A 25,310-nucleotide genomic window follows, 5' to 3' on the forward strand; every position below is an offset into this window, starting at 1 on the left:
AGTATGGCGCTCAATCCTTTTTCTTTATGCTTTTTACTGCTGCTGATTACTTGTTATTTTCCAGGTATTCCATGATCTGGACTGCGTTGGTTGCCGCCCCCTTTCTGATCTGGTCGCCGGTGCACCAGAGGTTTAGGCCGTTAGGGTTGGTCAAGTCCCGGCGCAAGCGGCCGACTTGCACGATATCCTTGTCGGAGTTTTCCAGGGGAGTTGGAGTGTGATCCGTAACCAAGAGGTCGCCGTCAAAAGCCGCGATGGCTTTTTCAGCAGCTTCAACTGAGACCGGTTCTTCAGTAACAACCGTCACCGCAATTGAGTGGGACCGGTAGACCGGGACCCGGACGCAGGTGCAGGTCACCAACAAGTCTGGCAAGTGCAAGATCTTTCTGCCTTCATTCTGCATCTTCATTTCTTCAGTCGTATAACCGTTTTCCAAAGGACTGCCAATGTCAGCGATGACGTTAAAGGCGATCTGGGCCGGGAAGACCTTGGCTTCCACGCTCTCTCCCTTGGTCAAAGCCGTTACTTCATCCTTCAGTTCGCTGATCCCGCCCATGCCGGCGCCGGAAACGGCCTGGTAAGTGCAGGCGTTGATAGCCTTAATCGGAGACAACTTGGCAATTGGAGCCAGAGCCATCAAGGTAATGGCGGTTGAACAGTTGGGATTGGCAATCACGCCGTGGTGGTCTAAAGCATCTTGGCCATTAATTTCAGGAACTACCAAAGGTACGCCGTCTTCTTGCCGGAAGGCTGAGCTGTTGTCGATGTAGACTGCCCCGCTCTTTTCAACCAGGGGCCGGTATTCCTTAGACAGACTGTTAGAAACTGCCCCCAAAACGTAGTCCAGGCCATTCAGTCTTTCCTGGCTGACCACTTCCAGGGTCAATTCCTGGCCAGCAAAGGGCAGCTTTTTGCCCTTGGAGCGCTCGGAAGCAAAAACACGCAGTTCTTCAACCGGCAATTGTCTTTCTTCAATACATTCCAGCATCTGCCGGCCAACGGCCCCTGTAGCTCCTAAAATACCAATTTTCATTTATCGTTCCACTCTTTCTTCACTAATAAACTGCTGATAAATCGTCTTGATTGCCGGCACCAGGTCCTGGTTGTTGACCCCAATGACGATGCTTTGTTCATCGCAAGCCTGGTTAATGGTGCGGATGTTGATCTGCTGGTCACCCAGTGTTGACAAAATTTTGCCCGACATCCCCGGCATTTGCCGCATGGCCCGGCCAACCACTGCCAGCATGGCCTGCTGGCTTTCGACCTGGATATCGTCCAGGTGCAGGTCCTGCTTTAATTCCGCCACGATCTCATAGAGATAGCGCTCGATCTTCTTGGTCTGGACCACAATGGAAAAAGTATCGACCGTGACCGGGACGCTTTCAATCGAGATCTGAAATTTTTCAAAAACGGCTAAGACCTTGCGCAAAAAGCCGGCCTCAGCTGAAACATGCGACTTGACCATGGTGATGACCGTAAAGTCCTGCTTGCCTGTAATCCCGGTGATGACATGAGGCGGCTCTTGCGCATCAAGTTCACTGCAATCATTCATAATCATGGTGCCGGGATTTTCCGGATGGTTGGTGTTGCGGACATTGATCGGGATGTTTTTCTGCCGGACGGGAAAAACCGCGTCGTCATGCAGGACATTGGCTCCCATATAGCTCATCTGCCGCAATTCCGAGTAGGTAATCCGGGGAATCTGGACAGGATCTTTGATAATGCGCGGATCGGCCACGTAAAAGCCCGAAACGTCAGTCCAGTTTTCATAGACGTCAACGTCGAAGGCATTGGCCACGATTGACCCGGTAATGTCTGACCCGCCCCGGCTCATGACCTTGATCACCCCATTAGGCAAAGAGCCGTAAAAGCCGGGAATCACTACCCGCCGGCCCGGGTCAACCTGGGCTTTTAACAGTTCCTGGCTTTTCTCGAGGTCAATTGAGCCGTCATAATGGAAACGGATCACCCGGCTGGCGTCAACAAAGTCCGCGTCCAGGTATTCAGCCAGGCAAAGGCCAGTCAAGTATTCGCCCCGGGAAACCAGGTAGTCCAGGTTCAAGTTCTGGGCCATGTTCTGCCGGATCTTGGCGAATTCTCCGGCCAAGTCGATTTTCAGGCCCAAGCTGCGCTTGATTTCCATGTACTTGTCCACGATAGACTGGAAAATCGACTCATAGCTGACGTCATAGGTAATGTGGGCCGCGCAGAGGTAGAGGAGGTCGGTGACCTTATGGTCCTCCTGCCCGCTCTTGCCGCAGGCGCTGGTCACCACGTACTTGCGGTCCGGATCAGCCAAAATGATTTGCTTGACTTTCTTAAACTGTTCGCTGTTGGCGACTGAAGAGCCACCGAATTTGACTGCTTTACTCATCTGCCACTCCCGCCAAAAAGGCTGCCGGGTCCCCGCTTTCCTTGACCAGGCTTGAAATTTCCGCCAAAGTCAGCTTTTTGGTCAAAAATGCCTCTTCGCTGATGCTTTCTGCTACTACATTCTGGAAAAAATCCGCCCGGTCAGTCCGCAGGTAGAAAGTCTGCTCTTCTTCATCAGTCAGCTGACCCGGTTCAGCACTTTGCACGATTTCCTTTTTCCCTTCAGCCAGATCCAAGAGGTCTTGGACAGCCGCATGGGCGGTGGGCAAGGACCCTGCCCCCTGGCCGACGAAGGTTGCCGGACCCAGGGAGGCGGAATCAGTTTCCAGGGCATTGAAGTTAAGGCCCACTCCGGCTAAAAGGCTGGTCTTTTTCAGCATGACCGGCAAAACCTGCAAGGACAGCTTCTCACCTGCCTGCCGGCCCCGGCCCAGCAACTTGATGGTCCGGCCATTTGCCTTGGCCCAGGCAAAGTCTTCCTTGGTCAAATGCCGGATCCCCCACTGGTCAACCTGGCTTGGATCAGCAATTTTGCCAAAAGCAGTCAAGGCTGACAAGCAGACCTTGTAGCAAACGTCCCCGCCGTCGATGTCATCGCTGGGATCCTTTTCCGCGTAGCCCAGCTCCTGGGCTTCTTTTAAGCATGCAGCAAAGTCCAGGTCCTTTTCTGCCATCTGGGAAAGGATGTAGTTGCTGGTCCCGTTAAAAATCCCCTGGAAGGCCGTGACCGGCTCCAGGCGCTGGATGTGCTTGATGTTGTCAATCCAGGGGATGCCGCCGCCAACGCTGGCCTCATAGGCCAATACCAGGCCCTTTTGCCTGGCTAAGGCAAAGAGCTCGCCGGCATGGACCGCCAGCATCTTCTTATTAGCCGTCACCACGTGCTTGCCGGCTTCCAGGGCCCGCTTAACATAGCTGTGGGCCGGTTCTAACCCTCCGATACACTCGCAAACCACTGAAATTTCCGGATCACTCACGATTTCCTCAAAGTCAGTCGTATGCTGGTCATCCAGGATCTGTTCATCTCTGTGCACCAGGATTTTTTTAATTTTAATCTTCCGCAAAAGCGGACTTTCACCTTCTTCAACCAGCTTGACAATGCCGCCGCCAACCACGCCGCGGCCTAAGATCGCAATTTGCATACCCGCCTCCATTGTTTCTAATCTAGGGACACTTGTTTTTGAATTAAAAACATAGTATCATTATCCGCAAGGCCTGACAAGGGAAAAGTCACTTATTATTAAACAAAAATTAAAGCAATATGTCAAAGGAGGATTTGCCATGGCCGACTATTTTTACGTTCATAAAAAGATCCTGCCCGACTATCTGGAGAAGGTCCTGGAGGCAAGAGAAATGCTGGACAGCCGGGAAGCAGCCACCGTCACCGAGGCGACTGAGCGGGTCGGCATCTCCCGCAACACTTATTACCGCTATAAAGACTATGTTTTTAGAGCCAAGGACCCTGCAAGGGGCCAGCAGGCGGTCTTGTCCCTGCTTTTAGCTGACCTGCCTGGAGCCCTGTCAGCCGTTTTGACCTGCGTGACCGACCACCGGGCCTCGGTTTTGACTATTTCCCAGGCCATCCCTTTGGCCAGCCACGCCAGCGTCTTGATGTCCCTGGACCTGGCCGGCCTTGAGGGGGATCTCAACACCCTTTTGGCTGATTTGAAAAGTCTCCCCTTTGTTAAAAATCTCCAGCTTGCCGGATTAGAATAAGAAAAGAGCGCGTCTTCTGGGCGCGCTCTTTATTTTGTCTTAATTCATTCTTAGTTTTCCCGGTTTTGCTGGAGGGTGTAAAGGTCATAGTAGTAGCCCTTTTGGGCCAGCAAATCCTCGTGCTTGCCGTGTTCGACGATTCTCCCCTTGTCTAAAACAATGATCTGGTCAGCATCAGCAATCGTTGACAGGCGGTGGGCAATAGCCAGGGTCGTGCGGCCCTGGCGGAGCTTTTTGAGTCCTGCTTGAATCAAACTTTCTGTTTCCGTGTCCACGTTGGCCGTTGCTTCGTCCAAAATCAAAATCTTAGGATTGGTTACCAGGGTCCGGGCAAAGGAAATCAGCTGTCTTTCCCCGCTGGAGAATTCCGACCCGCCTTCAATGACCTTGGCCTGGTATTTCCCAGGCAATTTTTCGATAAAGTGGTCAGCCTGGACAGTTTTGGCGGCTTCTTCAATCTGCTCATCAGTGATCTTGTCATTGTACAAGCGGATGTTGGAAGCCACGTCCCCATAGAACATGAAGGGTTCCTGGAGAACCAGGCCCATTTTTTTCCGTAATTCTGCCTTGGAAAAGTCCCGGATGTCGGTCCCGTCCAAAAGAATCTGGCCATCGTGGAACTCATAAAAACGCATCATGACATTAATGATCGAGCTCTTGCCTGAACCCGTGTGGCCAACGATCCCCAAGGTTTCACCGGGATTAAGGGTGAAAGAAATGTCATGAAGAACATCATGCTTGCCGTCATAAGAGAACGACACGTGCTTGAATTCGATTTTCCCTTGGGTAATCTTGGCATCCGCTTTTTCCCTTTGCTCAGGCTCGTATTCTTCCTGGTCCAAAATCTTGAAGATCCGCTTGCCAGCCACGATCCCGTCAGTAAAGAAGGTCAGCGAGTTCATCATGTCCGACAAGGGGTTAAAAAAGTTCTGCACGTAGTTGGCAAAAGCATAGATCATCCCGGCCGGGACAAAAGTTGCCCGGAGGGGGTAACCGAACCAAACTAACACGCAGGTCAAGGCCAAAGAATAGAGCAGGGTCGTAAACGGGGACAGGAGCAGGCCGTTGGTTCTGATCAGCTTGAAGCGGGTCTGCATCTGCTGGCGGTTGATTTTTTCAAAATCATCGTCTATCCGCTTTTCCTGGCGAAACTGCTGGATCACGTTTATGCCGGCAATGCTTTCTTCCAGCTTGGTGTTGATCAAAGAGTTACGGGCCCGGTATTCGTGGTAGATTTTGGAGTTGACCCGGTTGTAAAGCCAGATTGCCCCAACGATCAGTGGAATAAAGGCCGTCACGATCCCCCCGGCTACCGGGTCAGCCATATACATGGCAATTAAGGCGGTTACCATGGAGACGATCCCTAACAAAAAGGCAGAGAAAACCTGCATAAAGTTGCCCAGGGTCATCGTATCGTTGGTTACCCGGGACAAAATAGACCCGGCAGGAGTTTGGTCAAAATACCGCATCCCCAGGGTGTGAATTTTTGCATAAAGGACCCGGCGGACCTTTTCCAAGGCCTTTTCCCCGGCCAGGGCATAAAGGTATTCATAGGTAAATTGGCAGACCGCCTTAAATACCACGCCAATGCCGTAGATCAAGGCAACATAATAAACCGTGCTGAAGTCAACCCGGCCGCTTTTTAGATAATGGTCCATGTAATACTGCAGCCAGGTCGGCAGGAGCATGTTGATGGCGGAAACGGCCACCATCCCTAAGACGGCAGTCAATAGTTCCACCTTGTAGAGCCAGACAAAGGTCCAGAGCCGCTTTAAAATCTGCCCCTGCTCTTTGGTCGAAATCGGCTGCTGCCAGACTGACTGGAAGTCCTCATTATTCATTGTCATCTTCACCTACCTTCCGGGCTAATTCCTGCCGCTGCCACATCCGGGCATACCAGCCCCCCTTGGCCAGCAATTCTTCATGCGTCCCTCTTTCTGCCACCTGCCCGTCCTGCATGACCAGGATCAAGTCAGCATCCATTACGCTACTTAAGCGGTGGGCAGCGATGACGGTAATTTTCTTTTCCCGTTCTTGCCGAAGCTTAGTCAGGATCGCCTTTTCAGTTTTGGCGTCAACAGCTGACAAAGCATCGTCCAAAATCAAGATTTCACTGTCATGCAGAAGCGCTCTGGCAATCGACATCCGCTGCTTTTGCCCGCCGGACAGGGAAACCCCGTTTTCCCCGATCATGGTCTCATAGCCATTTGGAAAAGCCAGGATATCGTCATGAAGGGCGCTCTTTTTAGCCGCCGCTTCGACCTCTTCCTGGCTGGCCTCCGGCTTGGCAAAGGCGATATTGTCTCTGACCGACATGGAGAACAGGAAGTTGTTTTGCGGGACATAGGAAATTTCCTTCAAGTAGACGTCCAGGGGAATCTGCCGGATGTCGTGGCCGGCAAAAGTGATCCGGCCCTTGTAGTTATCAAACTCCCGCATCAAAAGCTGGATAATGGTCGTCTTGCCCGACCCGACCCGGCCAACCAGGCCGATAGTCTGCCCGTTTTTCAGGTCAAAGTCCACTGCCCCCAAGGCAGCCTTGTCTGGTTCATCCGGGTAGGCAAAACTGGTCACGTGATAGCGCAAATCCCCAGTCAGCTTCTGCTCCTTGTCCATGAAATCTGAGTCCACGATTAAGGATTTTTCATTGAGCAGACTCATGATCCGGTCGTAGCTGGCACTCCCCCGCTCAAGAACATTAAACAGGTAGCCAATGGCAAACATTGGCCAGACCATGGACCCAATGTAGGAAACAAAGGAAATCAGCTGGCCCAGGCTGATCGTCTTATTGAGAACCAGCCGGCCGCCGAAAATAATGGTGATAATGTAAGTGATCCCGATGATCACGGTAATCATTGGGTCGTAAAGTGAGTCGATCCGGAAGACTTTTTTATTGATGTCAACTGTTTCATAGGTCATCTTGTTAAAAGCTGCCGCATCTTCTTTTCCCTGGCCAAAAGTCTTCAAGACCTTGATCCCGGACAAGGATTCCTGAGTCTTGTTGTTCAAGCGGGAAAAGGCCGCCTGCGAATCCATATAGGCGTCATGCAAGCGATCACCCAGGTAGCGGGCACAGAAGGCCAAAAGGGGCAGCGGCAGCATGGCCGCCAGGGTCAAGCGCCAGTCAACCAGGATCATCATGGCCAGCAAGGTGGTCCCCCCGGTAAAAATCGAGTCGATCAAAGTCAAGATCCCGTCACCTGCTACGTTCTGCACAGCCTGGACGTCATTGGTTGCCCGGGCCATCAAGTCCCCGGTTCGGTAGCGCTGAAAGAAGGTCCGGTCCATCTGCAGAAAATGCCAGAAGAGCCGGCCGCGGAGTTCCTTCTCCAAAATTGCCGCCCCGCCGTAAATCTGCTTGCGCCAAAAATAACGGCAAAAATACAGGGCTAAAGCTGCGAGCAAAATTGCCAAAACATAGCTAAAAAATTGCTGCCAGCTGATTTTCCCCGTATCCAGCTGGTCAGCCATCATGCCCAGGATCCGCGGCGGGACCAGGTTGGCTGCCGAAGTCAGGATTAAGGCCGTGATCCCTAAGGCGTAGCGCTTGCGGTGGGCTTTAAAGAACCAGCCCAGCTTGCTGAAAGTATCCATTTTTTCCTCCCTCTTTTATTTCGATTTTATCTTTTTCTCCTTCTTTTCTAATCCCCCTAGCCCGAAAAAAAGAGCGCCAGGATTCCCCTAGCGCTCTATGGCTGACCAGACTAGTTCTTGGCTGCCTGGTGCTTGATCATGTTCATCACTTGGTTGACCTTCTTGGCTGAAGGCTTCTGGCCCATTTGTGACATCATGGTTTCAACCATTTCCCGGGTAATCGGGGGATTCTTCTTAAAGTAGTTCTTCATGTAAGTCCGGGCACCGTAAAAACCGGCAACCGCACCCAGAAGAGCTGCTAAAATAATCAAGAAAATCGCCAAACCTAAATTCATTATCGCTAAACCTCCATTGGTCTTAATTTGTTATCCGCCTCAGCGGAGATGCATTCGTTAATCACACAAATACTATCTTACAAAACTTCAGACCATTTTTAAAGGATAAATCTTATCTGAGACCTTTTTCCTTCTGAATTTGCTTGGCTTTCTCCGGCGTAACGTCCTTGCCTTGATCGTCAACAATTACCAGGCTGTCCAGCTGTTGCTTGAAACCTGCCCGGAAGTTAGCGATAAACTGCTTGTGCAGTTCTTTGCGTTCAGCCTCTTCAGCCTCCGTCAAGCCGCTTTCCTGCTTCTTCTTGTATAATTCATTGATTCTTTTTCTGACTTGATCTGCTTCTGTCATATATATAACCGCCTTTCTAGTGATAAGAATAGTGTACTCGCTTTGCAAAAATAAAAAAAGTTTTAAGCCTAGAACGCCTGTTTGCAAACTTCCCGAATATTTGCTAAAATAAATAATAACCGACAATAAGATTTTTGACGAAGGAAAAGTAACTATGGCAACTCACGACTCAAAACAATTAGAAATTCTGCAATACATCTACGATACCGTTGAAAACCGCGGCTTCCCGCCGACGGTCCGGGAAATCTGCGCGGCAGTTGGCCTGTCTTCAACCTCCACTGTCCATGGCCATTTGACCAGACTGGAGCGCAAGGGCTACCTCATCAAGGACGCCACCAAGCCCCGGGCTCTGGAAATCACCCACGCCGGCCTTGACGCCTTGGGCATCAAGCCTAAAGACATTCCGGTCATCGGGGTTGTTACCGCCGGCCAGCCGATCCTGGCTGTCCAGGACGTGGAAGACTACTTCCCGCTTCCGCCGAACCTGGCCAGTGATGCCGGTGAGCTCTTCATGCTCCGGGTACACGGCACCTCAATGATCAATGCCGGTATCTTGAACGGGGACTATGTCATCGTCCGCAAGCAGACCACGGCCCAGAACGGAGAAATCGTGGTCGCCATGACTGATGACGGGGAAGCAACGGTCAAGCGCTTCTTTAAAGAAGACCTCCACTACCGCCTGCAGCCGGAAAATGATACCATGGATCCAATTATCTTGGACCATGTACAAATTTTGGGCAAGGTCGTCGGTCTTTACAGAACAAATATTGATTAATATTTTTTGAAAAAGATGTTTTGTTTTATGCAAAGCATCTTTTTCTTTTTAACCGTTTTCTGAAAACGGTTGACATTTTCATAGCGTTTTCTATTGCTATTTTCCTAAAACTCCGTTAATCTAGTAACTATTCGACAAATTATTAGTTAAAGGAGTTTCAATTAATGAATATCATCATTGCATTACTGCCAGCCATCGGCTGGGGGGTTATGCCTTGGATCGTCAACAAGGTGCCAAACAGCAAGCCGGCCAACCAAATCTTCGGTGTTGGCATGGGGGCCACTATCGTCGGCATCATCGTGACTTTAATCCAGCATCCGGCCATGTCCATGCCAGTCTTTTTCCTGTCTCTTCTGTCCGGTGCTTTATGGACGATCGGTCAAATCGGCCAGTTCATCTCCTTCACCCGGATCGGGGTCAGCAAGACCATGCCGATCTCAACTGGCCTGCAGCTGGTCGGCAACACGATCATCGGGGCTTTGATCTTTGGTGAATGGAAGACCAGCAACGACTTTATCTTCGGGATCATTGCCCTGGTCATCATCATGGTCGGGGTCATCTTGACCGCCTACACTGAAAAGGGCGACGACTTCACTCAGAAGACCACCAACAAGGACATCCTCTTCCTGGTCTTGACCACGGTCGGCTACCTGGCCTACTCTGCCTTCCCGAAGACGATTACGGCAGACGCTGAATCCATGTTCCTGCCGCAAACCCTGGGGATCCTGCTTGGTTCAGTACTCTACCTGGCCTTCAGCGGCAACAAGGCTGCCTTCAAGGAAAAGGCCAGCTACCTTGACCTCTTCGCCGGGATCAGCTTTGGGGTTGCTGCTTACGCCTACATCATCTCCGCTCAAGTTAACGGGGTGACCAACGCCTTCATCTACGGCCAGCTGAGCGTAATCATCTCCACTATCGGCGGGATGACTCTGCTGGGCGAACGCAAGCAAGGCAAGGAACTGGTCGCAACGCTTGCCGGCCTTTGCCTGATCGTTGTCGGCGCCATCCTTTAAATCTAAATACAAAAAAATAAATAATTTACGTGCTAGCCAAAAAGCTAGGAGCAGATGCTCCTAGCTTTTTGCTTTTTGTATTAGTTTTTCCGTCTTATTGGATCTTAACCTTCTGGCTTTCTGCCTGCTTGACGTCAAAGCCGGAGACCTTGCCAAACCACTTCTTGACCAGCTGGTCGTATTTTCCGTTGGCCCGCAGCTGCTTCAAGGCCTTATTAATAGCCTGGCGCATTTCGGTCTGCCCTTTTTCAACGCCAATGCCATATGGTTCTTCGGCCAAACTCGCCTTGGTCAAAGTGAATTCTGGCGTGTCAGCAATCAAACCAGCCAAAATCCCGTTGTCGTCGATCATGACATCCCCTTGCCCGGCCTTTAAGGCGTTGAAGGCTGACCCGTAGTCGTCAAATTGCTTGACGCTGGCCTTTGGAGCCAGCTTAGCCACCTGGTTGGCCACGTCGGTCCCCTTGATGGCAATAACCACGACTCCCTTTTTATTCAAGTCAGCAATGCTTCTGATCTTGCTGGACTTCTTAACGATCATGGATTCGTTGGCGTTAAAGTAAACGTCAGAGAAGTCGATCACCTTCATCCGCTCCTTGGTAATGGTCATGGTTGAAATGACGGCATCCAGGGAGCCGTTGTGCAAAAGGGTGATCCGGGTCTTTTCCGTGATCGGCCGGAAGACAGCCTTGCCTTTAGGGCCAAGGATCTGCTTGGTGATGGCCGTAGCCAGATCGATTTCAAAACCTTCAATCTTGCCGGTCTTGATGTTGGTCAAGCCGAACAGCTTTGTGTCCGGCCGGACCCCCCAGGTTATCTGCTTAGACTGCTTGGCCCGGGCATAGCTGCTCTCCTGCTTACTGGAACAGGCAGTCAGGCTGGTCGCTAGCAAAAGCAGCAGACCGCAGGCCAAGGCCTGGATGATTCTCTTGATTGTTTGCGGCTGTCTTTTCATGTTTTTTCATCTTTCTATCATATCGGATCTATAAAATATTATACCCGATATTTTAGAAAGTTTCTTTTGTTTATAATGAAAGTCTCTTTTTCTTACTTTATTAAGTAAAACCAGTATTATTCTTTGTAAAATTAGATTTTCCCAAAAATAAAGCCTTTTCCCAGAACTTTTCTCCATGAAAAAATTTAGATTAAAATCAGCCGTAGTCGACATTTTTCATGTCTGACCACTGCTTGCCTAGGCTGCGGCCGGCAATTTCAAAGGCCAAAAGCTGCTTTAAGTCAGCAAATTTTTCCACCTTCATCTGCCCGCCCTTCTCTAAGCGCCAGGTCAATTGCCGGTAAACTTTTTGCTCGCTGGACTGGCCCAGGCTGTATTGGCGGCCAGCTAAAGAAAATTGAATGTCGCAGCCGTCTTTGATCGCCTGGACAAATTCCTCCAGGCTGTCAAACTGCACGCTCCAAACGGCCACCTCGCTCATCTGGGGCCAGCAGTCAGCCAGGGACTGCCCCGCAATCTGGCAGGTCAGGAATTCTTCTGTATTGGCAAAAAACTGCTGCTCTTCAGACAAATCACAGTTGATCAAGGTCTTGCTGGCCGGGGTCAAAGGATTGCCATCATCAACTAACAGCCACTGCTGGCCGTTTAACTTAAAATGTATCTCATCGCTGTCATCAGCGGCTGTTTCTAATTCTTGAAAACTGGAAATCGGACGCTTGTTTACTGACATAAATGCCCTTTCTAAAAAAATCTAGATTTGATTATTAGACATTATTGTACATCTTTTTTAAGCCTTTTGCCTCGTAATCTCTCCGATTGCCCGCCGCATTTCAGTCAAATCCAGGACACTATAGGCAAATTCTTTTCTGACCAGGTCGTCTGGCAGGTATTCATCATACTTGTCAAAAACCGGTACTTCCTTTGGGTAGAGCAAATCTAAAGGGTCAAAGTCTTTAGCGGCTTCTTCAGCCAGAATCTGGTAAAATTCCCCTTCACTGACATCCATGCTGAACTGGATGTAGTATGGCCGGACTGAGTCAAAATTCTTGAGGCCTAAACGGCTGGCACATTTCAGACGCAAGAAGCGCTCTAGGGCCAGAAAGGCGTAAGAACCCGTCCAAGGGAAAAGGCAGTAGGTCTTAGCCCCCAGGTTAATCAGCTGCTTATCTGGCAGACCAGCGGCTTGGGCCATTGCTCTCGTTTCGCTCAAGCGGGCAGCCGCGTTTTTCATTAAGTAAGGATACTGCCTCTTTTCTGCCAGAATCTTCCTCATCTGCTGGAGGACTTTGGGATGGATGTCGCCGGCTACATCCCCAAAATATGCCGGGATCCGGCCTTTAACCTGGTGGACGTAGACCTGCCGGCGGCGGCGGTCAATTTCTTCAACTACCCAGACATGGCCGGCAATGGCGATTTTTTCACCCAAAGGCGGGGGCTTGACGATCGTCCCCAGTTCTTCTGACTCAGCGTGGACGCTGTATTCCTCGTTTTCCTGGAAAACGGCGTAAAACTTGAAATTTTTGGTCACCCGCTCGCCGGCTAAACCAACGATCAAGCCGCCATTTTCTGTCAGCTGAATCTGGTCGGTCTTAATTAAATGGCGAAGCAAAACTTTATAGTCATCCTGGCTGACCCAGCGGAAATAGGAGAGGGTTAAAACCCGGGAGGCCAGTTCTGCCGGGCTCATCTCCCCGCCGGCCATCAAAGTGCTCATAGTCTGGTGGTAAAGGAGGCTGTAAGGTAATTGGTGGTCTCTTGGCGGTTCAACCCAGCGCTCTTGTAAATACAGCTCAACCAGGGCAATCCCCTGCAGAAGCGACCAGGGAATCAATACCGGCAGCATAGCCCGGCTTTCAGCCTGCTCTTCGCGCATGACAAACCACATCTCTGCTGGATTGCCCCGCCGGCCAGTCCGCCCCATCCGCTGCAAAAAGCCGGAAACGGTAAAGGGCGCTTCAATTTGAAAGGCCCGTTCCAGCTGGCCGACATCAATGCCCAGTTCTAAAGTAGCCGTCGCGCAGGTCGTAATATTGGCATCTTCGTCCTTCATGATGGCCTCCGCCCCCTGCCTCAGAGCCGCGGACAGGTTGCCATGGTGGATCATGAAGCGGTCTGGTTCATGCTTATATTCGCAATACTGCCTTAGAACCTGGCAGACAGCTTCACATTCTTCCCGGCTGTTAGTAAAGACCAGGCACTTTTTCCCCCTGGTATGGTCAAAAATATAGGCTAGGCCCGGGTCAGCTAATTCTGGTGCCTGGTCGCTGGCTTGGTCCAAAACGGCCTGGGCCGGCAAGGCAGAATGCTCGCCCGCTTGGTCACCGCTTTTATAGAAATGCTCCATGGACAAGCGCCAGCGCTGGGGCTGGCTTTTCACCTTAGGAATCCTGGTCTGACGGCCCGATCCGGCCCCTAAAAACTGCCCAGCTGCTTTCGGGTCCCCGATCGTAGCTGACAGGCCAATCCGGCGGGGCTTAACGCCAGCCAGCCGGTTTAAGCGCTCTAAGAGGCAAAAGGTCTGCCCGCCCCGGTCGCTTCTTAAAAAGGAGTGCAGCTCGTCGATGACGACATAGCGCAGATCGCCGAATAAGCGGGGAATATCCGCGTGCTTGTTGATCATTAGGCTCTCTAAGGATTCCGGCGTTATCTGCAGAACCCCCTGGGGCCTTTTGAACATTTTCCGCTTTTGAGCAGCCGAAACATCCCCATGATAGCGCCAAACCGGGACATCACTGCCTTCACAGATGTCTTTAAGCCGGTCATACTGGTCATTGATCAAGGCCTTTAAAGGGGCAATATAGAGGCAGGCAATAGAATCAGCCGGATTTTCCGCCAAATCTGTCAAGATGGGAAAAAAAGCTGCTTCGGTTTTCCCGGAAGCAGTCGAAGCCGACAAAAGCAAATTGTCGTCAGTAGCAAAAAGCACCTGGGCCGCAGCTGTCTGCAAAGGCCGCAGGGTCTCCCAGCCCCGGGAATAGATATAGTCCTGGATGAAGGGGGCATAGCGGGAAAAAGTATCCATAAAAAACTTCCCTAATTAAAACTTAAATCGTAAATTCCGCAAAGTCGCTGGTCTTTTCATCAGACACGGCCTCTGGCTCAGTGTAGGCAAAGTCCCCGTCTGTCAAAAGACTCTGCACGGTCTGGCCAGGATTTTGCAAGACAATGTCCAGCAGCTCGATAAAGTCCCTGATAATTTCTCTTGGGGTGATCATGCTGCTCGTGCCAACTCTGGCATATTCAATCTTGATAAAGTCAGCCAGGTCCTTTTCACTGATTGTCCGCTCATAGCCATAAAGGCTGGCATGCATGTCGGCCAGTTTCTCCGTTAAAACCAGCATTTCTTCTGTCGTCAAGGGCTCCAGACGGATCACGGGGGCATACAGGTCCCGCTGCCCTTCTTTGGCAAACTTGCCTTCAGCCAGACGGGACCTAAGGGCTTCGTAAGAGTAAACGCCCCGCCGCCGGTCTTCGACTGCCTGAGGCGTGGCCCCCATAATAATGCCCAGGTACTTGGCCTTGCCCTGCATGGCGTCATTGTACATGCTGAGCAGCTTTTCATAGTTGTACTGGCGGGAGATGGCGTTAGGAATCTTGTAGAGGTTGACTAATTCATCGACCATGATAAACATGCCGCTGTAGCCGGCCTGGCGGAAAAAGACGGCAAAAAGCTTCAAGTACTCGTACCAGTCTTCATCAGAAATAATGATGTTGACGCCCAGGTCCTGCTTAGCTTCTGTTTTCAGCCGGTATTCACCTCTAAACCACTTAACCACCTTGCCCTTGGTGTCTTCGTCGCCAGCCAGGTAGGCGTGGTAGTAGCGCTCTAACAGCTGGGCAAAGTCATAGCCGTGCACCATTTCGCTCAAAGAGGAAATCTGGCTGACGATCTTTTGGTCAACGGCTGTCTGAAAGCCGGGGTCATCAAAAGAAATTTCACTGGCTACTGCCGTCTGGACATTATTGATCCAGCGGTCCAGGACTAAAGTTAAGGCCCCGCCTTCCGGCCGGGTCTTGGTGGCCAGGTTCTGGATCAGTTCCCGGTAGCTGGCCAGGCCCTGCCCCTTGCTGCCTTGCAGGCGGCGTTCCGGGGACAGGTCAGCATCTAAGACAATAAAATTTCTGTCCATCACGTAGTTGCGGATGGTCTGCAGCAAAAAGCTCTTGCCTGACCCGTACCGGCCCACAACAAAGCGGAAGGAGGCCCCGCCTTCTTTGACTAAGTCAACGTCGTGTAAAAGGGCCGCGATTTCCGCCTTCCGGCCCACCGTGATATATGGCAGGCCGATCCGGGGCACAACCCCGCCTTTAAGTGAACTGATAACCGTTTGGGCAATCCGCTTGGGAATCCGTTTCTTTTGCTCCACTATTTCTCCTCAATTCCTAATAAGTCAGCGAGCTCGCTCCGGTAATCTTCCACGATTTCTGCCTTCTGGCCGTCGCAGTCGATTACGGCATCGCCGATTTCGTCAAAAATTTTCTCATTAATTTGGTCCACGACCACGCTTAAGAGCAGGTGCCGCTGGCGTAAAAAGTCCTGGTAGGGCTGGCCGGAAAAAAGAGCCAAAAGCAGCTGCTCTTCATTCTCATCTAAGCCCAGTCCGCTAGCCGCTGCTTCATCAATATCCTTCGTCATCTTTTCTTCGGCAGCAGAAGACTCAGATATTTGCTTTTTACTCTCGCTAGTAATTTTCTCTGCTTCTTCGGCCTCCAGCTGCCGCTCTTCTTCAGTCAGCAGGCTTTCCTTGGTTTCAGCCGCGTCGGCCCGGATCTGGTCCAGGCTGGCCAGGTTGATCTTAACCTTTGGCCGGGCCCTTTCTACCAGAATTTCCTGGTAATCGGCAATCCCTTGCACGATTGCCTGCTTAAAAGCGGGAGGCAGGTCTTTTTCTTTTAAGGCCCGTCCTTGTTTAAAGGCCTGCCGGCTCAAGCGGTCAAATTCATGCATGAAATTGGCCAAAAGCTGTCTTTGCCGGCTGGAAGGCCAGTAGATTTCACTACTCCACTGGCCGCCTTGGCAACGGTAGACAAGGCCTGGCCCTAAAATGAGCTCCGCGTCTTTGACCGGATCAAGGCTGAAGAAAACCGTATCAGCAAACATTTCTACCGGCAAGGTCGTTTTTTCCCCGACCAAAAGCTTAAGCAGCTGGAAAGGATTCAGGCGGACTTCCTGCCAGACCTGGGCTAAAAGCTCATAAAACTTCTCCGGCTCCTTTTTCAGCAAGGGATTGTTCTTGGGCAAATAAGAAGACAAGCAGCAGATGGCCTGGTAGAGTTCCTGCCCGCTCGCTTCACCAGACAGAAGATTATGATAAACTTCCCCCCGCATCAGCTCATCCTCAAAATCCGGCCGGATTTCGTCAAGAGAAAAACCGTAATAAACCAGGTAGTTCTGCAGGATGTGCTTTTCCTGCCAGCTAGTGGAAATATCCTTTTGCTCAACGCACTTGGCAAAAAGAAGGCGGAGCTGACGGAGGCCATCGGCTTTATCCTTAACCCCAATCTGGCAGACCAGTTCACTGGCCAGCAAATAGACATAGGCAGCCGGAGCTGGCTTGTACTTGCCCTGCCGGAACTTGGTCCGCCAGGAAAAATAGGACCGCAACTGGTCGACGGTCAGATCATGGTAGACTGGCCGCTGCTTCTTAATTGGGACCATTTGGGCAAAGTCATCTTCATAATTAGCCATCAGCATCCCCTGCCGGTAAAAATTGCTCTCCCGGCGGGGTACTGCCAAATAGTCGTAAGCCTCCTGCATCTGCTTGATCCCTTCCGGGATGACGGGCTGGCCCTTTTCAGCCAGCAGGCGGTCAAAATCGCTGTCTTTGAAAAAGGCTGGCCGCTTAGGAATTACTTCTTCTTGGAAGTCTTCTCCCTCATCGTCTAGCAGGTAGATTTCATGCTCCTGCCTATCTTCTGCCGTTTTCTTCGCTGTTTCCAAGGGCCGGGAGCTCTGGTAGGCAGAATCCAGGGTCTTGTAAAAGAAGCGGTCGTTTAATGCGGGATTTGCTAAATCAACCCTGATCCAGGCCGGGTCCTGCATGAAGGCAGCTGGTCCAAAAGCGGGCTGGGCAGCCAAAAACTTGGCCAAGGCCCCAGCTTTCAGTTCAACCGTTTCGCGGCCGTCCTGCTTAAGGAGCAGGGCGAAGCTTTCGTTTGCTCCCGGGACCGTAACGGCGGCCAGGGTTTGCCCGGCCAGGTCGACATAGCTGGCCTCAATACCATATTTACTTTGAATGTAGTCGGCTACTTCCGCCAAGCGCATGCCTGCCCCTCCTTGCTGTTTTTATCATAATTATAGCACGATTTTTCGAACGTTAGTTCCAAAACGCCGCAAAAATAAAATCTTCCCGCAGGGGAAGATTTCAAGAAAAAATTCACTTAAACGATTATTTCTATTTTTCCAGGGCAGCTGCCTGGTCAGCGGAAATTTCCACCTTCCGGTTCAAAGACGGGATGGCAATCTGCTTGCCGCTGGCCGTCTGCTGCTTAAGGTAGCTGATGAAGGTTTCCGTGTCAGTCCCGGTCAAGATACCCACCTTCTTGCCAGCAGTGAACTGAGTGAAGTGGTCACCGCCGCCAGCGATAAATTCGTTGGCGACAACCCGGTAAGTCTTGGTCAAGGAGAGTTCAGTCTTGTCGCCTTCGCCGACATAAACCTTGACGATCTTAACCTTACCGGCCGCGTCCTTGGTGTAGACATAGTGCAGACCGCTGATCAAGAGGTAGTAGTGGCCATCCAGCTGGTATTGCTGGTTAAGGGCAGCTAAAATTTGCTTCCCGGTCATGGTCAGAACCTGCAGGCTGTTGCCAAAAGGCTGAACGGCCATGGCCGCCCCGTAAGTAATTGACTTATCGCTGCCTACAGCCAGGCCGGACCGGCCCCCGCCTCCGTTAGTCATGGCAAAGTCAGCCTTGAAGCCCTGCCGGTTGGCTTCTGACAATTGCGCGTCAACGACCAAGTCGCCAACCGCGTTTTCATTGGAAGCATTGTTATTTTCCCGGCCAGTGATCGTTTCCGCCTTTTGGGCAGTAGCAATCTTTTGCTTGGTGATGGCTGAAACCCGCTTGTCAGCGTCAGCCACAATCTTGGCAACTGTCTTGTTGTCCTTGGTCTTCGGGTCATCAGCAGCTGACAGGACCGGGTAGACGTGGGAAACCAGGCTGCCCTTGACAAAGTCCTTGGTCTTCGGGCTGATGTAGCCGATAGAGTCAGTGTAGGCCTGGCCGTACTTCAAAGCTTGAACCAGCCGGGTCTTGCCGACCTTGGCGTTGGCATACTGGTGGGAGTGGCCGGCAATCATCAAGTCGACAGTGTTTTTCGGATCGATCTTGTTCAGCTTCTTCAAGATCTTCACGCTGTCGCCGCTGGTAGTCAGCTTGCCCTTACTGTCCGCCGCCGTTTCTACCCCCTTGTGGGCCAAAACGACGATTGCCTTAACGCCCTTCTTGCGCAGAACCTTTTCATACTTGGCAATGGTCTTGGCTTCATCCAGGTACTTGAAGGCAGAGTAGTTTTTCTTGGTCGTCAAAGTTGGCATTTCCGTGGTCAAAACGCCGATAAAGCCAACTTTGGCCTTCTTCTTGCCCGCCTTAACGGTCTTGATGGTATAAGGCTTCCAGCCATATGGTGCCTTGCCGGTGGACTTTCTGACAACGTTGGCCACGATCAGCTTGATGCCTGACTTTTGGTGAGGATAGGCCATTTCTGCGGAATTGTACTTCTTGGTTGGCTTTTTGCCTAAAAGAATCCGGTTGAATTCGCCCAGGCCCTCGTCAAATTCATGGTTGCCCAAGGTGCCGATGGAAAACTTCATGGCCTTTAAGGCATGCATGGTTGATTCATCTTGCAAAAGAGAGGAATTGGCCGGGGATGCCCCCACCATGTCCCCTGACTCGACTCTGAAGGTCGTGCCTTGCTTGTTTTTCTTCTTAAAATCCTTTTGGGCCTGGTTCAAGTAAGCGGCCAGCCGGGCTACCGTACCGGCGTTGCTATAGCTCTTTTGCCCCAAGCTTGCCGTACCAGTCGTTGACAGGTTGCCGTGCAAGTCGTTAATGCTCAAAAACTGCACTGGAATATCCTTGCAGTACTTCTTGGGATTCTTCCAGTCTTTGCTTTGGGCCGGCTTGCTGGCAGTATCAGCCTTGCTGGTAACCTTTAATTTGCTGGCGCTGGCCTGGCCCGGCGCTAAAACGGCCGCAGCCAAAAGCAGAGCCGCAAGTTCTTTCTTGATGGATCTAGCCATGTTTTCCTCCGTGAATTACTTAATATTAAACAACAGCATGCTGCTAGTATAGCGTAAAATGCAGCTGGTTAACAGAGAAAGTTCGGCTGTAAAAGACAAACAATTGCTTTTTTCCAATATACTAAGTATAAGTTTTGGTAAAACACGGATTATTTTTAAGACAAAAACTATAATTAGTCAGAAAAAGTATTTTGCTTTTTAGGATTTTTTAGCAAAAATAAAACTGCCTTGCAAAATGCAAAGCAGTTTCAGATTCGTTGTCAGAATTAACGACGACGTTCTGCGATACGAGCAGCCTTACCGCTACGAGTCCGCAGGTAGTAAAGCTTAGCACGACGTACGCGGCCGTGACGGGTAACTTCAACCTTGGCAACACGTGGAGTGTTAACTGGGAAAGTCCGTTCAACGCCAACGCCGGAAGCGATCTTACGAACAGTGTAAGTAGCACCGATGCCAGTACCCTTCTTCTTGATTACGACACCTTCGAAGATCTGGATACGTTCGTGAGTACCTTCAACAACACGTACGTGAACACGAACAGTGTCCCCGGCACGGAATTCAGGCATGTCGTCACGAAGTTGTTCTTTAGTCAATTCTTGAATTAATGGATCCATTATTGTTTCTCCTTCTACGGCATTCATCCACCTCTCTGGGCCAGCGGAACACCCCTAATCTTTATTGGCAAAATACCACGTCTAATAGAATACCATCTTTAGCCAGGCAAAGCAAGCTTCTTTAGTCCAAAATCTTGAGCAAGTCTTCCTTTTGCAGACTGGCGCTGGAAACAGACTCTGCCGTCAAGATGCCTTGGGCCAGCTGGCTCTTGGCTTCCTGCAAGTCCAAAATAGCTTCCTCAACCGTATCCTTGGCAATCAGCTTGTAGACCGTAACCTTCTTTTCCTGGCCAATCCGGTGGGCCCGGTCAGTTGCCTGGTTCTGGGCCGCCACGTTCCACCATGGGTCATAGTGAATGACGGTATCCGCCCCGGTCAAGTTGAGGCCCGTCCCTCCGGCCTTAAGGGAAATCAAGAAGACCTTAGCCGGACTGTCTGCTTTATTGAATCTGTTGACCAAATTCAGCCGGGCAGCCTTTGGCGTCTGCCCGTCAATCCGGCTATAGCCGATTTCTTCAGCTTCAAGACTTTCTTCCAGCAGGTCCAGCATGCTGGTAAACTGGGAGAAAAGCAGGACCTTGTGGCCCCCGTCAATCGCGCTCTTGATCAAATCCACGCAGGCCAGGCGTTTTTCAGATTCGCCCTTGTAGTCTTCATAAAGCAGGCCCGGGTCGCAGCAGATTTCCCTGATCCTGGTCAAAGCCGCCAGAATCTCAATCTGCTCGCGCTTGATGCCCTCATCGTCCTCAGCCATGACTTTCGTCTTTAAGCGGGCAATTTCAGCGTCATAGAGCCTTCTCTGCTCCTTGCCCATGCCGACATAGCGGACTTCCTCCAGCTTGTCTGGCAGGTCCTTGAGAACGTCTTTTTTCAAGCGGCGGAGGATAAAGGGACCGACCATCTGACTGAGCCGGGCCAGGCAGTCCTGGTCGTCTTCTTTAACAATCGGGCTTTCAAAATCCCTCTTAAATTCCCGGTAACTCTTTAAAAAGCCCGGCATGACGAAGTTAAAAATACTCCACAGCTCACTTAAGCGGTTTTCAATCGGCGTCCCGGTCAAGGCAAAGCGGTGCTTGGCCTTAACCACGGAAACCGCCTTAGCCGCGGCTGTCCGCGGATTTTTGATCATCTGCGCCTCATCGATTACTTCATAGGCAAAAGCATGCGGCTCATAGTTGGCAATATCGCGCTTAAGCAGGTCATAAGACGTGATCACAACGTCAATATCAGTTAAGTCTGCCAATTGCCCGCTTCGTTCTTTCTTAGAGCCGGACAAAACCAGGGTCTTCATTTCCGGGGCAAACTTTTTAAACTCAGCTTCCCAGTTAAGAACGAGAGAGGCCGGAGCCACGATCAAGCTCGGCTGCTCCTTTTGACTGGCCAGGAGGCTGATCACCTGCAAGGTCTTGCCCAGGCCCATTTCATCCGCCAGAATCCCGCCAAAGCCATGCTGGGCCAGCCGGTTCATCCAGGCAGTCCCGGTCTTTTGGTAAGGCCGGAGGATCTTTTCCAGCCCGGCTGGCAGTTTTAGCACTGCTTCTTTTTGGTCAAAGTCAGCAAGCAATTGCTGGAAGTGGTCGTCTCTTTCAATTTCGCCCATCTCCTGCTCTTTTAAGAGCTGGTCGACGTAAAGGGCCCGGTAGGCCGGCATTTCCAGCTGTTCTTTGCCAAAATCCTTAGCGGTTAAATCTAAGTTTTTAGCTAAAAGGACCAGCTTTTCCAAGTCCTGGCTGTCTGGATTAAGGAAGCTGCCGTTCTTCAAGCGGATATATTTCTTCCGGTCCTTGTACTGGCTGAGGACCTCTGCTAATTCTTCTGGCGTCAGCTCACTTTTCAGATCCAGGCGCAGAAGGCCGTCACTTAAGGAAAGGCCAAAAGCCAGATTCAGCTTGTCTTTAAGCTTGAGCTTTTTAAAGGCTGGAGTAACTTCAACTTCATCAAAGGCGGCAAGCAATTTCGGCATCCCTTCCAAAAGCTGGTATACCGCGTCATCATCGCCCTTGTCCAAGCGGCAGTCGCCGTCTTCCAGGTCAAAAAATTTCTCCAAAAGCCCAGCCAGCTTCTTTTCCTTGTACCAGTCCCGCTTAATTGCCCGCTCCCCGCTTGCGCCCAAGCGGACCGCCTTGCCTTGGTAAAAGACCCGGGCCTGGCCAACTACTTCCTCGCCCTCAACATCCAGGCGCAGCTGGCTCTTTTCCAGGCCGCCCGCTGCTTCTAACAGCTGCTGGGCAGCCGGACTAATGGTCAAGTTGCTGTATTTTTGCAAAAGGGGCAAGACAGCGTCCTTGAATTGGCTCAGCTGGTTTATGTCAAAAGACACGTCAATGTTTTCTTTATTGCCAAAAAGGGCATACAGCATATTGCCGAGCTTGCCAGCAACAAATGCTTCATCTGTCAGCTGGTAGCTGGCCCGGATCCCCCGGAGAACCGGCGGACAAATCCCGGTAATGTTGATCCCCCGGCCCCCGTATACATCGATCTCAAGCTCAGCTTTTTCCAGCTCACCCCGCTTGGCAGGAACGACCTGCTTATTGTCCAAGTTTTCGACTTCGCTGCCTTCAACTGCCGCGAAAAAGCCATCAATCCGGCCGGAAGCAATCTCGATGCTTCTTTTTGTCTCCCCGTAAATGTCTGCTCCATCGGCCGCGATCGTGGCCAAAAAGCTGAACAGACGCTGGCTGGCCGGATCAAAAGAATCCGGCGATAGCAAGACTTCTTCCTTGCCCAGGGACATTGGCCGCCAGCTTAAGACATCGTCGACAAAATTCTGGATATTCTTCACCACGTAGAGGCGCTTTTGGCCAACTTTAAACTTGACTAAAAAGGACCCGCCCGGCTCTTTCTCCAGCTGGGCCAAAAGCTTCACGTCCTGCAAGGCATCCTGGTCGAATTCTTCCAGCATCTCTGCCCTGGCCAAAGCGCGGCTTGCCTGGTAGTCAGTCACTTCACCCGGATTTTCCCGCATGATCATCAAAACCAGCTTCTGCAGGAGGGCAATTTCATGCCGGCAAGGGCCGGTAATTTCGTCTTGCTTGCATTCAGCAATATTGCATTTCAGCTGACTTACTTGCTTAAGGCCAACTTTAACGCTGACCCTGTTCCCGTTCCCGTGGTTGGCAAAATGGCTGAAGCCGGTAGCCGTTAACAGGGGCTGGTCAGCATTTGCCTGGCTGTCATCCAGGTTAACTCCCACCAAATGGGCCAGGGCTGGATTATCCCAGATCCGCTCCCAAAGGACCGGATCAAAGTCAACCGATGCAAGAATCTTGCCAGGGTCAAAAATATAGTTGACGTATTTCTGGCCCATTCCATAGACTTTTTCAATGATCTCTTCCTGCCGCTTCTTGCGCTCGCTTGCTGATAGTTCGCTGGTCAAGGGTTCCTGGATGGCCTGCATCCCTTCAATAAAAAGCTCCGTGGCGTATAAGCAAGCTGCCTCGTGCTTGCAGTTGTAGCCTTCAGCCGCGTAAGGGCAGTCACAGTCCATCCACTTGATCTCGCTCCAGTCGTCGGAGAAATCAATCGTTACGTCATAGCTTTGCCCGGGCTTGCCAACCCGGCAGTGGATGCCGGCCGGCAATTCGCTGTAGCTGGGCGCGTAGACCCAGTCCCTTTTCCAATAGTCCCTTCCCCGGTCCAGGATCCGGTTGGAAAAAAGCTTTCTCCATTGCAGGGTCATCTACTCCACCTTTTCTATAGCTTGTCTTCTTCAGCCTGCTCGTCTTCTCTGATCTGCCGCAGCATTCTGACCTCTTCCGGGGTCAAGTCCCGCTTCTCCAGCAGGTCCGGCCGGTGCAGCTTGGTGGCCTTTAAAGCCTGGTAGTGCCGCCATTCATCGATCTTGCCATGGTTGCCTGAAAGGAGGACTTCCGGTACCTTTTGCCCCTCAAAATCAGCTGGCCGGGTGTATTGCGGATATTCCAGAAGGCCGTCTGAGAAGGATTCTTCAACTGGAGACAGGGCATTGCCCAGAATCCCTGGCAAAAGGCGGACAGTGGCATCGATCATGCTCATGGTTGGCAGTTCCCCGCCAGTCAAAACGTAGTCGCCAATGGAAACCATTTCGTCAGCCAGATCGTAAACCCGCTGGTCAAAGCCTTCAAAGTGCCCGCAGATGAAGGTCAGGTTTTCTTCCTTGGACCATTCCTGGGCCATCTGTTCATTGAAGGTCTTCCCTTGGGGAGCAGTAATGATGACCTTGCCCTTCTTTTCCAGTGAATCAAGGGCATCCTTGATTGGCTTGACCTGGAGAACCATCCCGGCGCCTCCGCCATAAGGAGTATCGTCGACTGACTTATGCGGCCGGTCAGAAAAATCGCGGAAGTTGACCAGGTTCAGCTTCCACTTGCCGTCTTCCTGGCCCCGGCCCAGCAGGGATACCTGCAAGGGGGTAAACATTTCAGGAAACAGGGTCAATACGTTGATGTTCACTATCTCAAGCCCTCCATTAATTCAACCCGGACTTCTTTTTTAGCAATATCCACGCTCTTAACAACCTGCGGGATGTATGGGAGCCAGAAGCTCTTGCCGTTTCCGTCAGTTACTTCCCAGATGTCATTGGCGCCTGGCGCTTCGATATCAGTCAATTCGCCGATTTCTTCCCCGCTTTCATCATCCAGGACCTTGCAGCCCAAGAGGTCTCGGTAGTAGTAGACCCCGTCAGGCAGTTCTCCCTGGTCTTCTTCGCTGATCAAGATCTCCGTCCCCTTCAGCTTTTCCGCCTGGTCAATATCAGTGATTTCCGCAAAAGTTACCAGCCAGAACTGCTTAAAGGGCCGGCCAGCAGCTACCGTCACTTCCCGGCTATCGTCGCCCAGGTAAAGGCGGGAACCAGTTCTGAAGCGGTCTTCTGGAAAGTCGGTGGTCAAAGCGACCTTGACTTCACCCTTTAAGCCATGGGTCGCGATGATTTTGCCAACATTGTAGTAATTCATGGTGTATATTTTTCCTTTTCAACAAAAAAAGTTTGAAGCTAGTGCCCCAAACCTTTTCCAATTATTTGTTGTACTTTTCGTCGTGCAACTTAGCCATCAAGCCAGCGCCTGAAAGAAGTGAACGAACAGTGTCTGAAGGTTGTGCACCCTTCTTCAGCCATTCAAAGATCTTGTCTTCATCAAGCTTCAATTCCTTTGGTTGTGAAACTGGGTTGTAGTAACCAACTTCTTCGATGAAGCGGCCGTCACGAGGTGCACGTGAATCTGCTACAACAATCCGGTAAAATGGCTTTCTCTTGGCACCCATACGGCGCATACGAATCTTAACTGACATTAATTAGTCCTCCTAAATTTCAATAGTTATACTATAACACCCAAAGAGCAGCCTGTAAAGTATTTTTACTTA

At 51.2% G+C, this 25,310-nt stretch carries 21 protein-coding genes; 3 read left to right on the plus strand and 18 right to left on the minus strand.

The window, feature by feature from the left end; translation table 11 throughout:
- Positions 1–46 precede the first annotated feature (46 nt).
- From ACLUXO_RS02100 to ACLUXO_RS02110, 3 genes are read right to left on the minus strand one after another with little or no spacing between them, the layout of a single operon-like run.
- Positions 47–1,033 carry an aspartate-semialdehyde dehydrogenase gene (locus ACLUXO_RS02100; RefSeq protein ID WP_412136144.1) on the minus strand — a complete coding sequence of 329 codons (987 nt, stop codon included), beginning with the start codon at positions 1,031–1,033 and terminating at the stop codon, positions 47–49.
- Positions 1,034–2,374, minus strand: a complete 1,341-nt coding sequence (locus ACLUXO_RS02105) for an aspartate kinase (RefSeq protein ID WP_412136145.1) — start codon at positions 2,372–2,374, stop codon at positions 1,034–1,036. It lies immediately after the preceding gene.
- On the minus strand, positions 2,367–3,515 hold the full coding sequence (locus ACLUXO_RS02110; RefSeq protein WP_412136146.1) for a homoserine dehydrogenase: 1,149 nt from the start codon (positions 3,513–3,515) through the stop codon (positions 2,367–2,369). The genes ACLUXO_RS02105 and ACLUXO_RS02110 overlap by 8 nt, the downstream gene beginning before the upstream one ends.
- Positions 3,516–3,654: 139 nt before the next feature.
- Between ACLUXO_RS02110 and ACLUXO_RS02115 the strand changes: the two genes are divergently transcribed.
- Positions 3,655–4,089, plus strand: coding sequence for an ACT domain-containing protein (locus tag ACLUXO_RS02115; RefSeq protein WP_412136147.1), 435 nt, complete (start codon positions 3,655–3,657; stop codon positions 4,087–4,089).
- 50 nt (positions 4,090–4,139) lie between these two features.
- Here ACLUXO_RS02115 and ACLUXO_RS02120 read toward each other — a convergent pair whose 3' ends face one another.
- The 4 genes from ACLUXO_RS02120 to ACLUXO_RS02135 all read right to left on the minus strand — a co-directional run bounded on the left by ACLUXO_RS02120 (position 4,140) and on the right by ACLUXO_RS02135 (position 8,367).
- Entirely contained in the window at positions 4,140–5,930 is a 1,791-nt protein-coding gene (locus ACLUXO_RS02120; protein WP_412136211.1) for an ABC transporter ATP-binding protein, read from the minus strand.
- Entirely contained in the window at positions 5,923–7,683 is a 1,761-nt protein-coding gene (locus tag ACLUXO_RS02125; protein WP_412136148.1) for an ABC transporter ATP-binding protein, read from the minus strand. Before ACLUXO_RS02125 ends, ACLUXO_RS02120 begins: the two co-directional genes overlap by 8 nt.
- A gap of 110 nt (positions 7,684–7,793) precedes the next feature.
- Complete coding sequence (locus ACLUXO_RS02130) at positions 7,794–8,018, minus strand: YneF family protein (RefSeq protein ID WP_002876770.1); 225 nt, start codon at positions 8,016–8,018, stop codon at positions 7,794–7,796.
- A gap of 112 nt (positions 8,019–8,130) precedes the next feature.
- A complete protein-coding gene (locus ACLUXO_RS02135) occupies positions 8,131–8,367 on the minus strand; it encodes a DUF896 domain-containing protein (RefSeq protein WP_412136149.1) in 237 nt (78 codons plus the stop codon).
- Between the two features lie 154 nt (positions 8,368–8,521).
- On the opposite strand from ACLUXO_RS02135, the gene lexA reads away from it, so the two are divergent.
- Positions 8,522–9,142: a transcriptional repressor LexA gene (gene lexA / locus ACLUXO_RS02140; protein WP_270447743.1), complete on the plus strand. Its 621-nt coding sequence runs from the start codon at positions 8,522–8,524 to the stop codon at positions 9,140–9,142.
- Between the two features lie 164 nt (positions 9,143–9,306).
- Positions 9,307–10,155, plus strand: coding sequence for a GRP family sugar transporter (locus ACLUXO_RS02145; protein ID WP_412136150.1), 849 nt, complete (start codon positions 9,307–9,309; stop codon positions 10,153–10,155).
- Positions 10,156–10,249: 94 nt separating this feature from the next.
- Here the strand turns inward: ACLUXO_RS02145 and ACLUXO_RS02150 are convergent, their stop codons facing one another.
- From ACLUXO_RS02150 to rpsP, 11 genes are all read right to left on the minus strand, one after another.
- Positions 10,250–11,110 (minus strand): transporter substrate-binding domain-containing protein, encoded by an 861-nt coding sequence (locus ACLUXO_RS02150; RefSeq protein ID WP_412136151.1) that lies wholly within the window; start codon positions 11,108–11,110, stop codon positions 10,250–10,252.
- A 196-nt stretch (positions 11,111–11,306) separates the two neighbouring features.
- Positions 11,307–11,840, minus strand: a complete 534-nt coding sequence (locus ACLUXO_RS02155) for a hypothetical protein (RefSeq protein WP_412136152.1) — start codon at positions 11,838–11,840, stop codon at positions 11,307–11,309.
- Between the two features lie 57 nt (positions 11,841–11,897).
- Positions 11,898–14,132: a DEAD/DEAH box helicase gene (locus ACLUXO_RS02160; protein WP_412136153.1), complete on the minus strand. Its 2,235-nt coding sequence runs from the start codon at positions 14,130–14,132 to the stop codon at positions 11,898–11,900.
- A gap of 22 nt (positions 14,133–14,154) precedes the next feature.
- Positions 14,155–15,477, minus strand: a complete 1,323-nt coding sequence (locus tag ACLUXO_RS02165; RefSeq protein ID WP_412136154.1) for an ATP-binding protein — start codon at positions 15,475–15,477, stop codon at positions 14,155–14,157.
- Positions 15,477–17,375, minus strand: a complete 1,899-nt coding sequence (locus ACLUXO_RS02170; RefSeq protein ID WP_412136155.1) for a TerB N-terminal domain-containing protein — start codon at positions 17,373–17,375, stop codon at positions 15,477–15,479. The genes ACLUXO_RS02165 and ACLUXO_RS02170 overlap by 1 nt, the downstream gene beginning before the upstream one ends.
- A gap of 130 nt (positions 17,376–17,505) precedes the next feature.
- On the minus strand, positions 17,506–19,356 hold the full coding sequence (locus ACLUXO_RS02175; RefSeq protein ID WP_412136156.1) for a bifunctional metallophosphatase/5'-nucleotidase: 1,851 nt from the start codon (positions 19,354–19,356) through the stop codon (positions 17,506–17,508).
- A gap of 266 nt (positions 19,357–19,622) precedes the next feature.
- Positions 19,623–19,970 carry a 50S ribosomal protein L19 gene (gene rplS / locus ACLUXO_RS02180; protein ID WP_003612033.1) on the minus strand — a complete coding sequence of 116 codons (348 nt, stop codon included), beginning with the start codon at positions 19,968–19,970 and terminating at the stop codon, positions 19,623–19,625.
- Between the two features lie 121 nt (positions 19,971–20,091).
- Complete coding sequence (locus ACLUXO_RS02185) at positions 20,092–23,649, minus strand: DEAD/DEAH box helicase (RefSeq protein WP_412136157.1); 3,558 nt, start codon at positions 23,647–23,649, stop codon at positions 20,092–20,094.
- 14 nt (positions 23,650–23,663) lie between these two features.
- Entirely contained in the window at positions 23,664–24,401 is a 738-nt protein-coding gene (gene trmD / locus ACLUXO_RS02190) for a tRNA (guanosine(37)-N1)-methyltransferase TrmD (protein WP_412136158.1), read from the minus strand.
- Entirely contained in the window at positions 24,401–24,904 is a 504-nt protein-coding gene (rimM, locus tag ACLUXO_RS02195) for a ribosome maturation factor RimM (RefSeq protein ID WP_412136159.1), read from the minus strand. Before rimM ends, trmD begins: the two co-directional genes overlap by 1 nt.
- Before the next feature lie 61 nt (positions 24,905–24,965).
- A complete protein-coding gene (rpsP, locus tag ACLUXO_RS02200) occupies positions 24,966–25,238 on the minus strand; it encodes a 30S ribosomal protein S16 (RefSeq protein WP_002879737.1) in 273 nt (90 codons plus the stop codon).
- Positions 25,239–25,310: the final 72 nt, after the last annotated feature.

This window comes from Lactobacillus delbrueckii subsp. bulgaricus (assembly GCF_046938665.1).
Lineage (GTDB): Bacteria > Bacillota > Bacilli > Lactobacillales > Lactobacillaceae > Lactobacillus > Lactobacillus delbrueckii_C.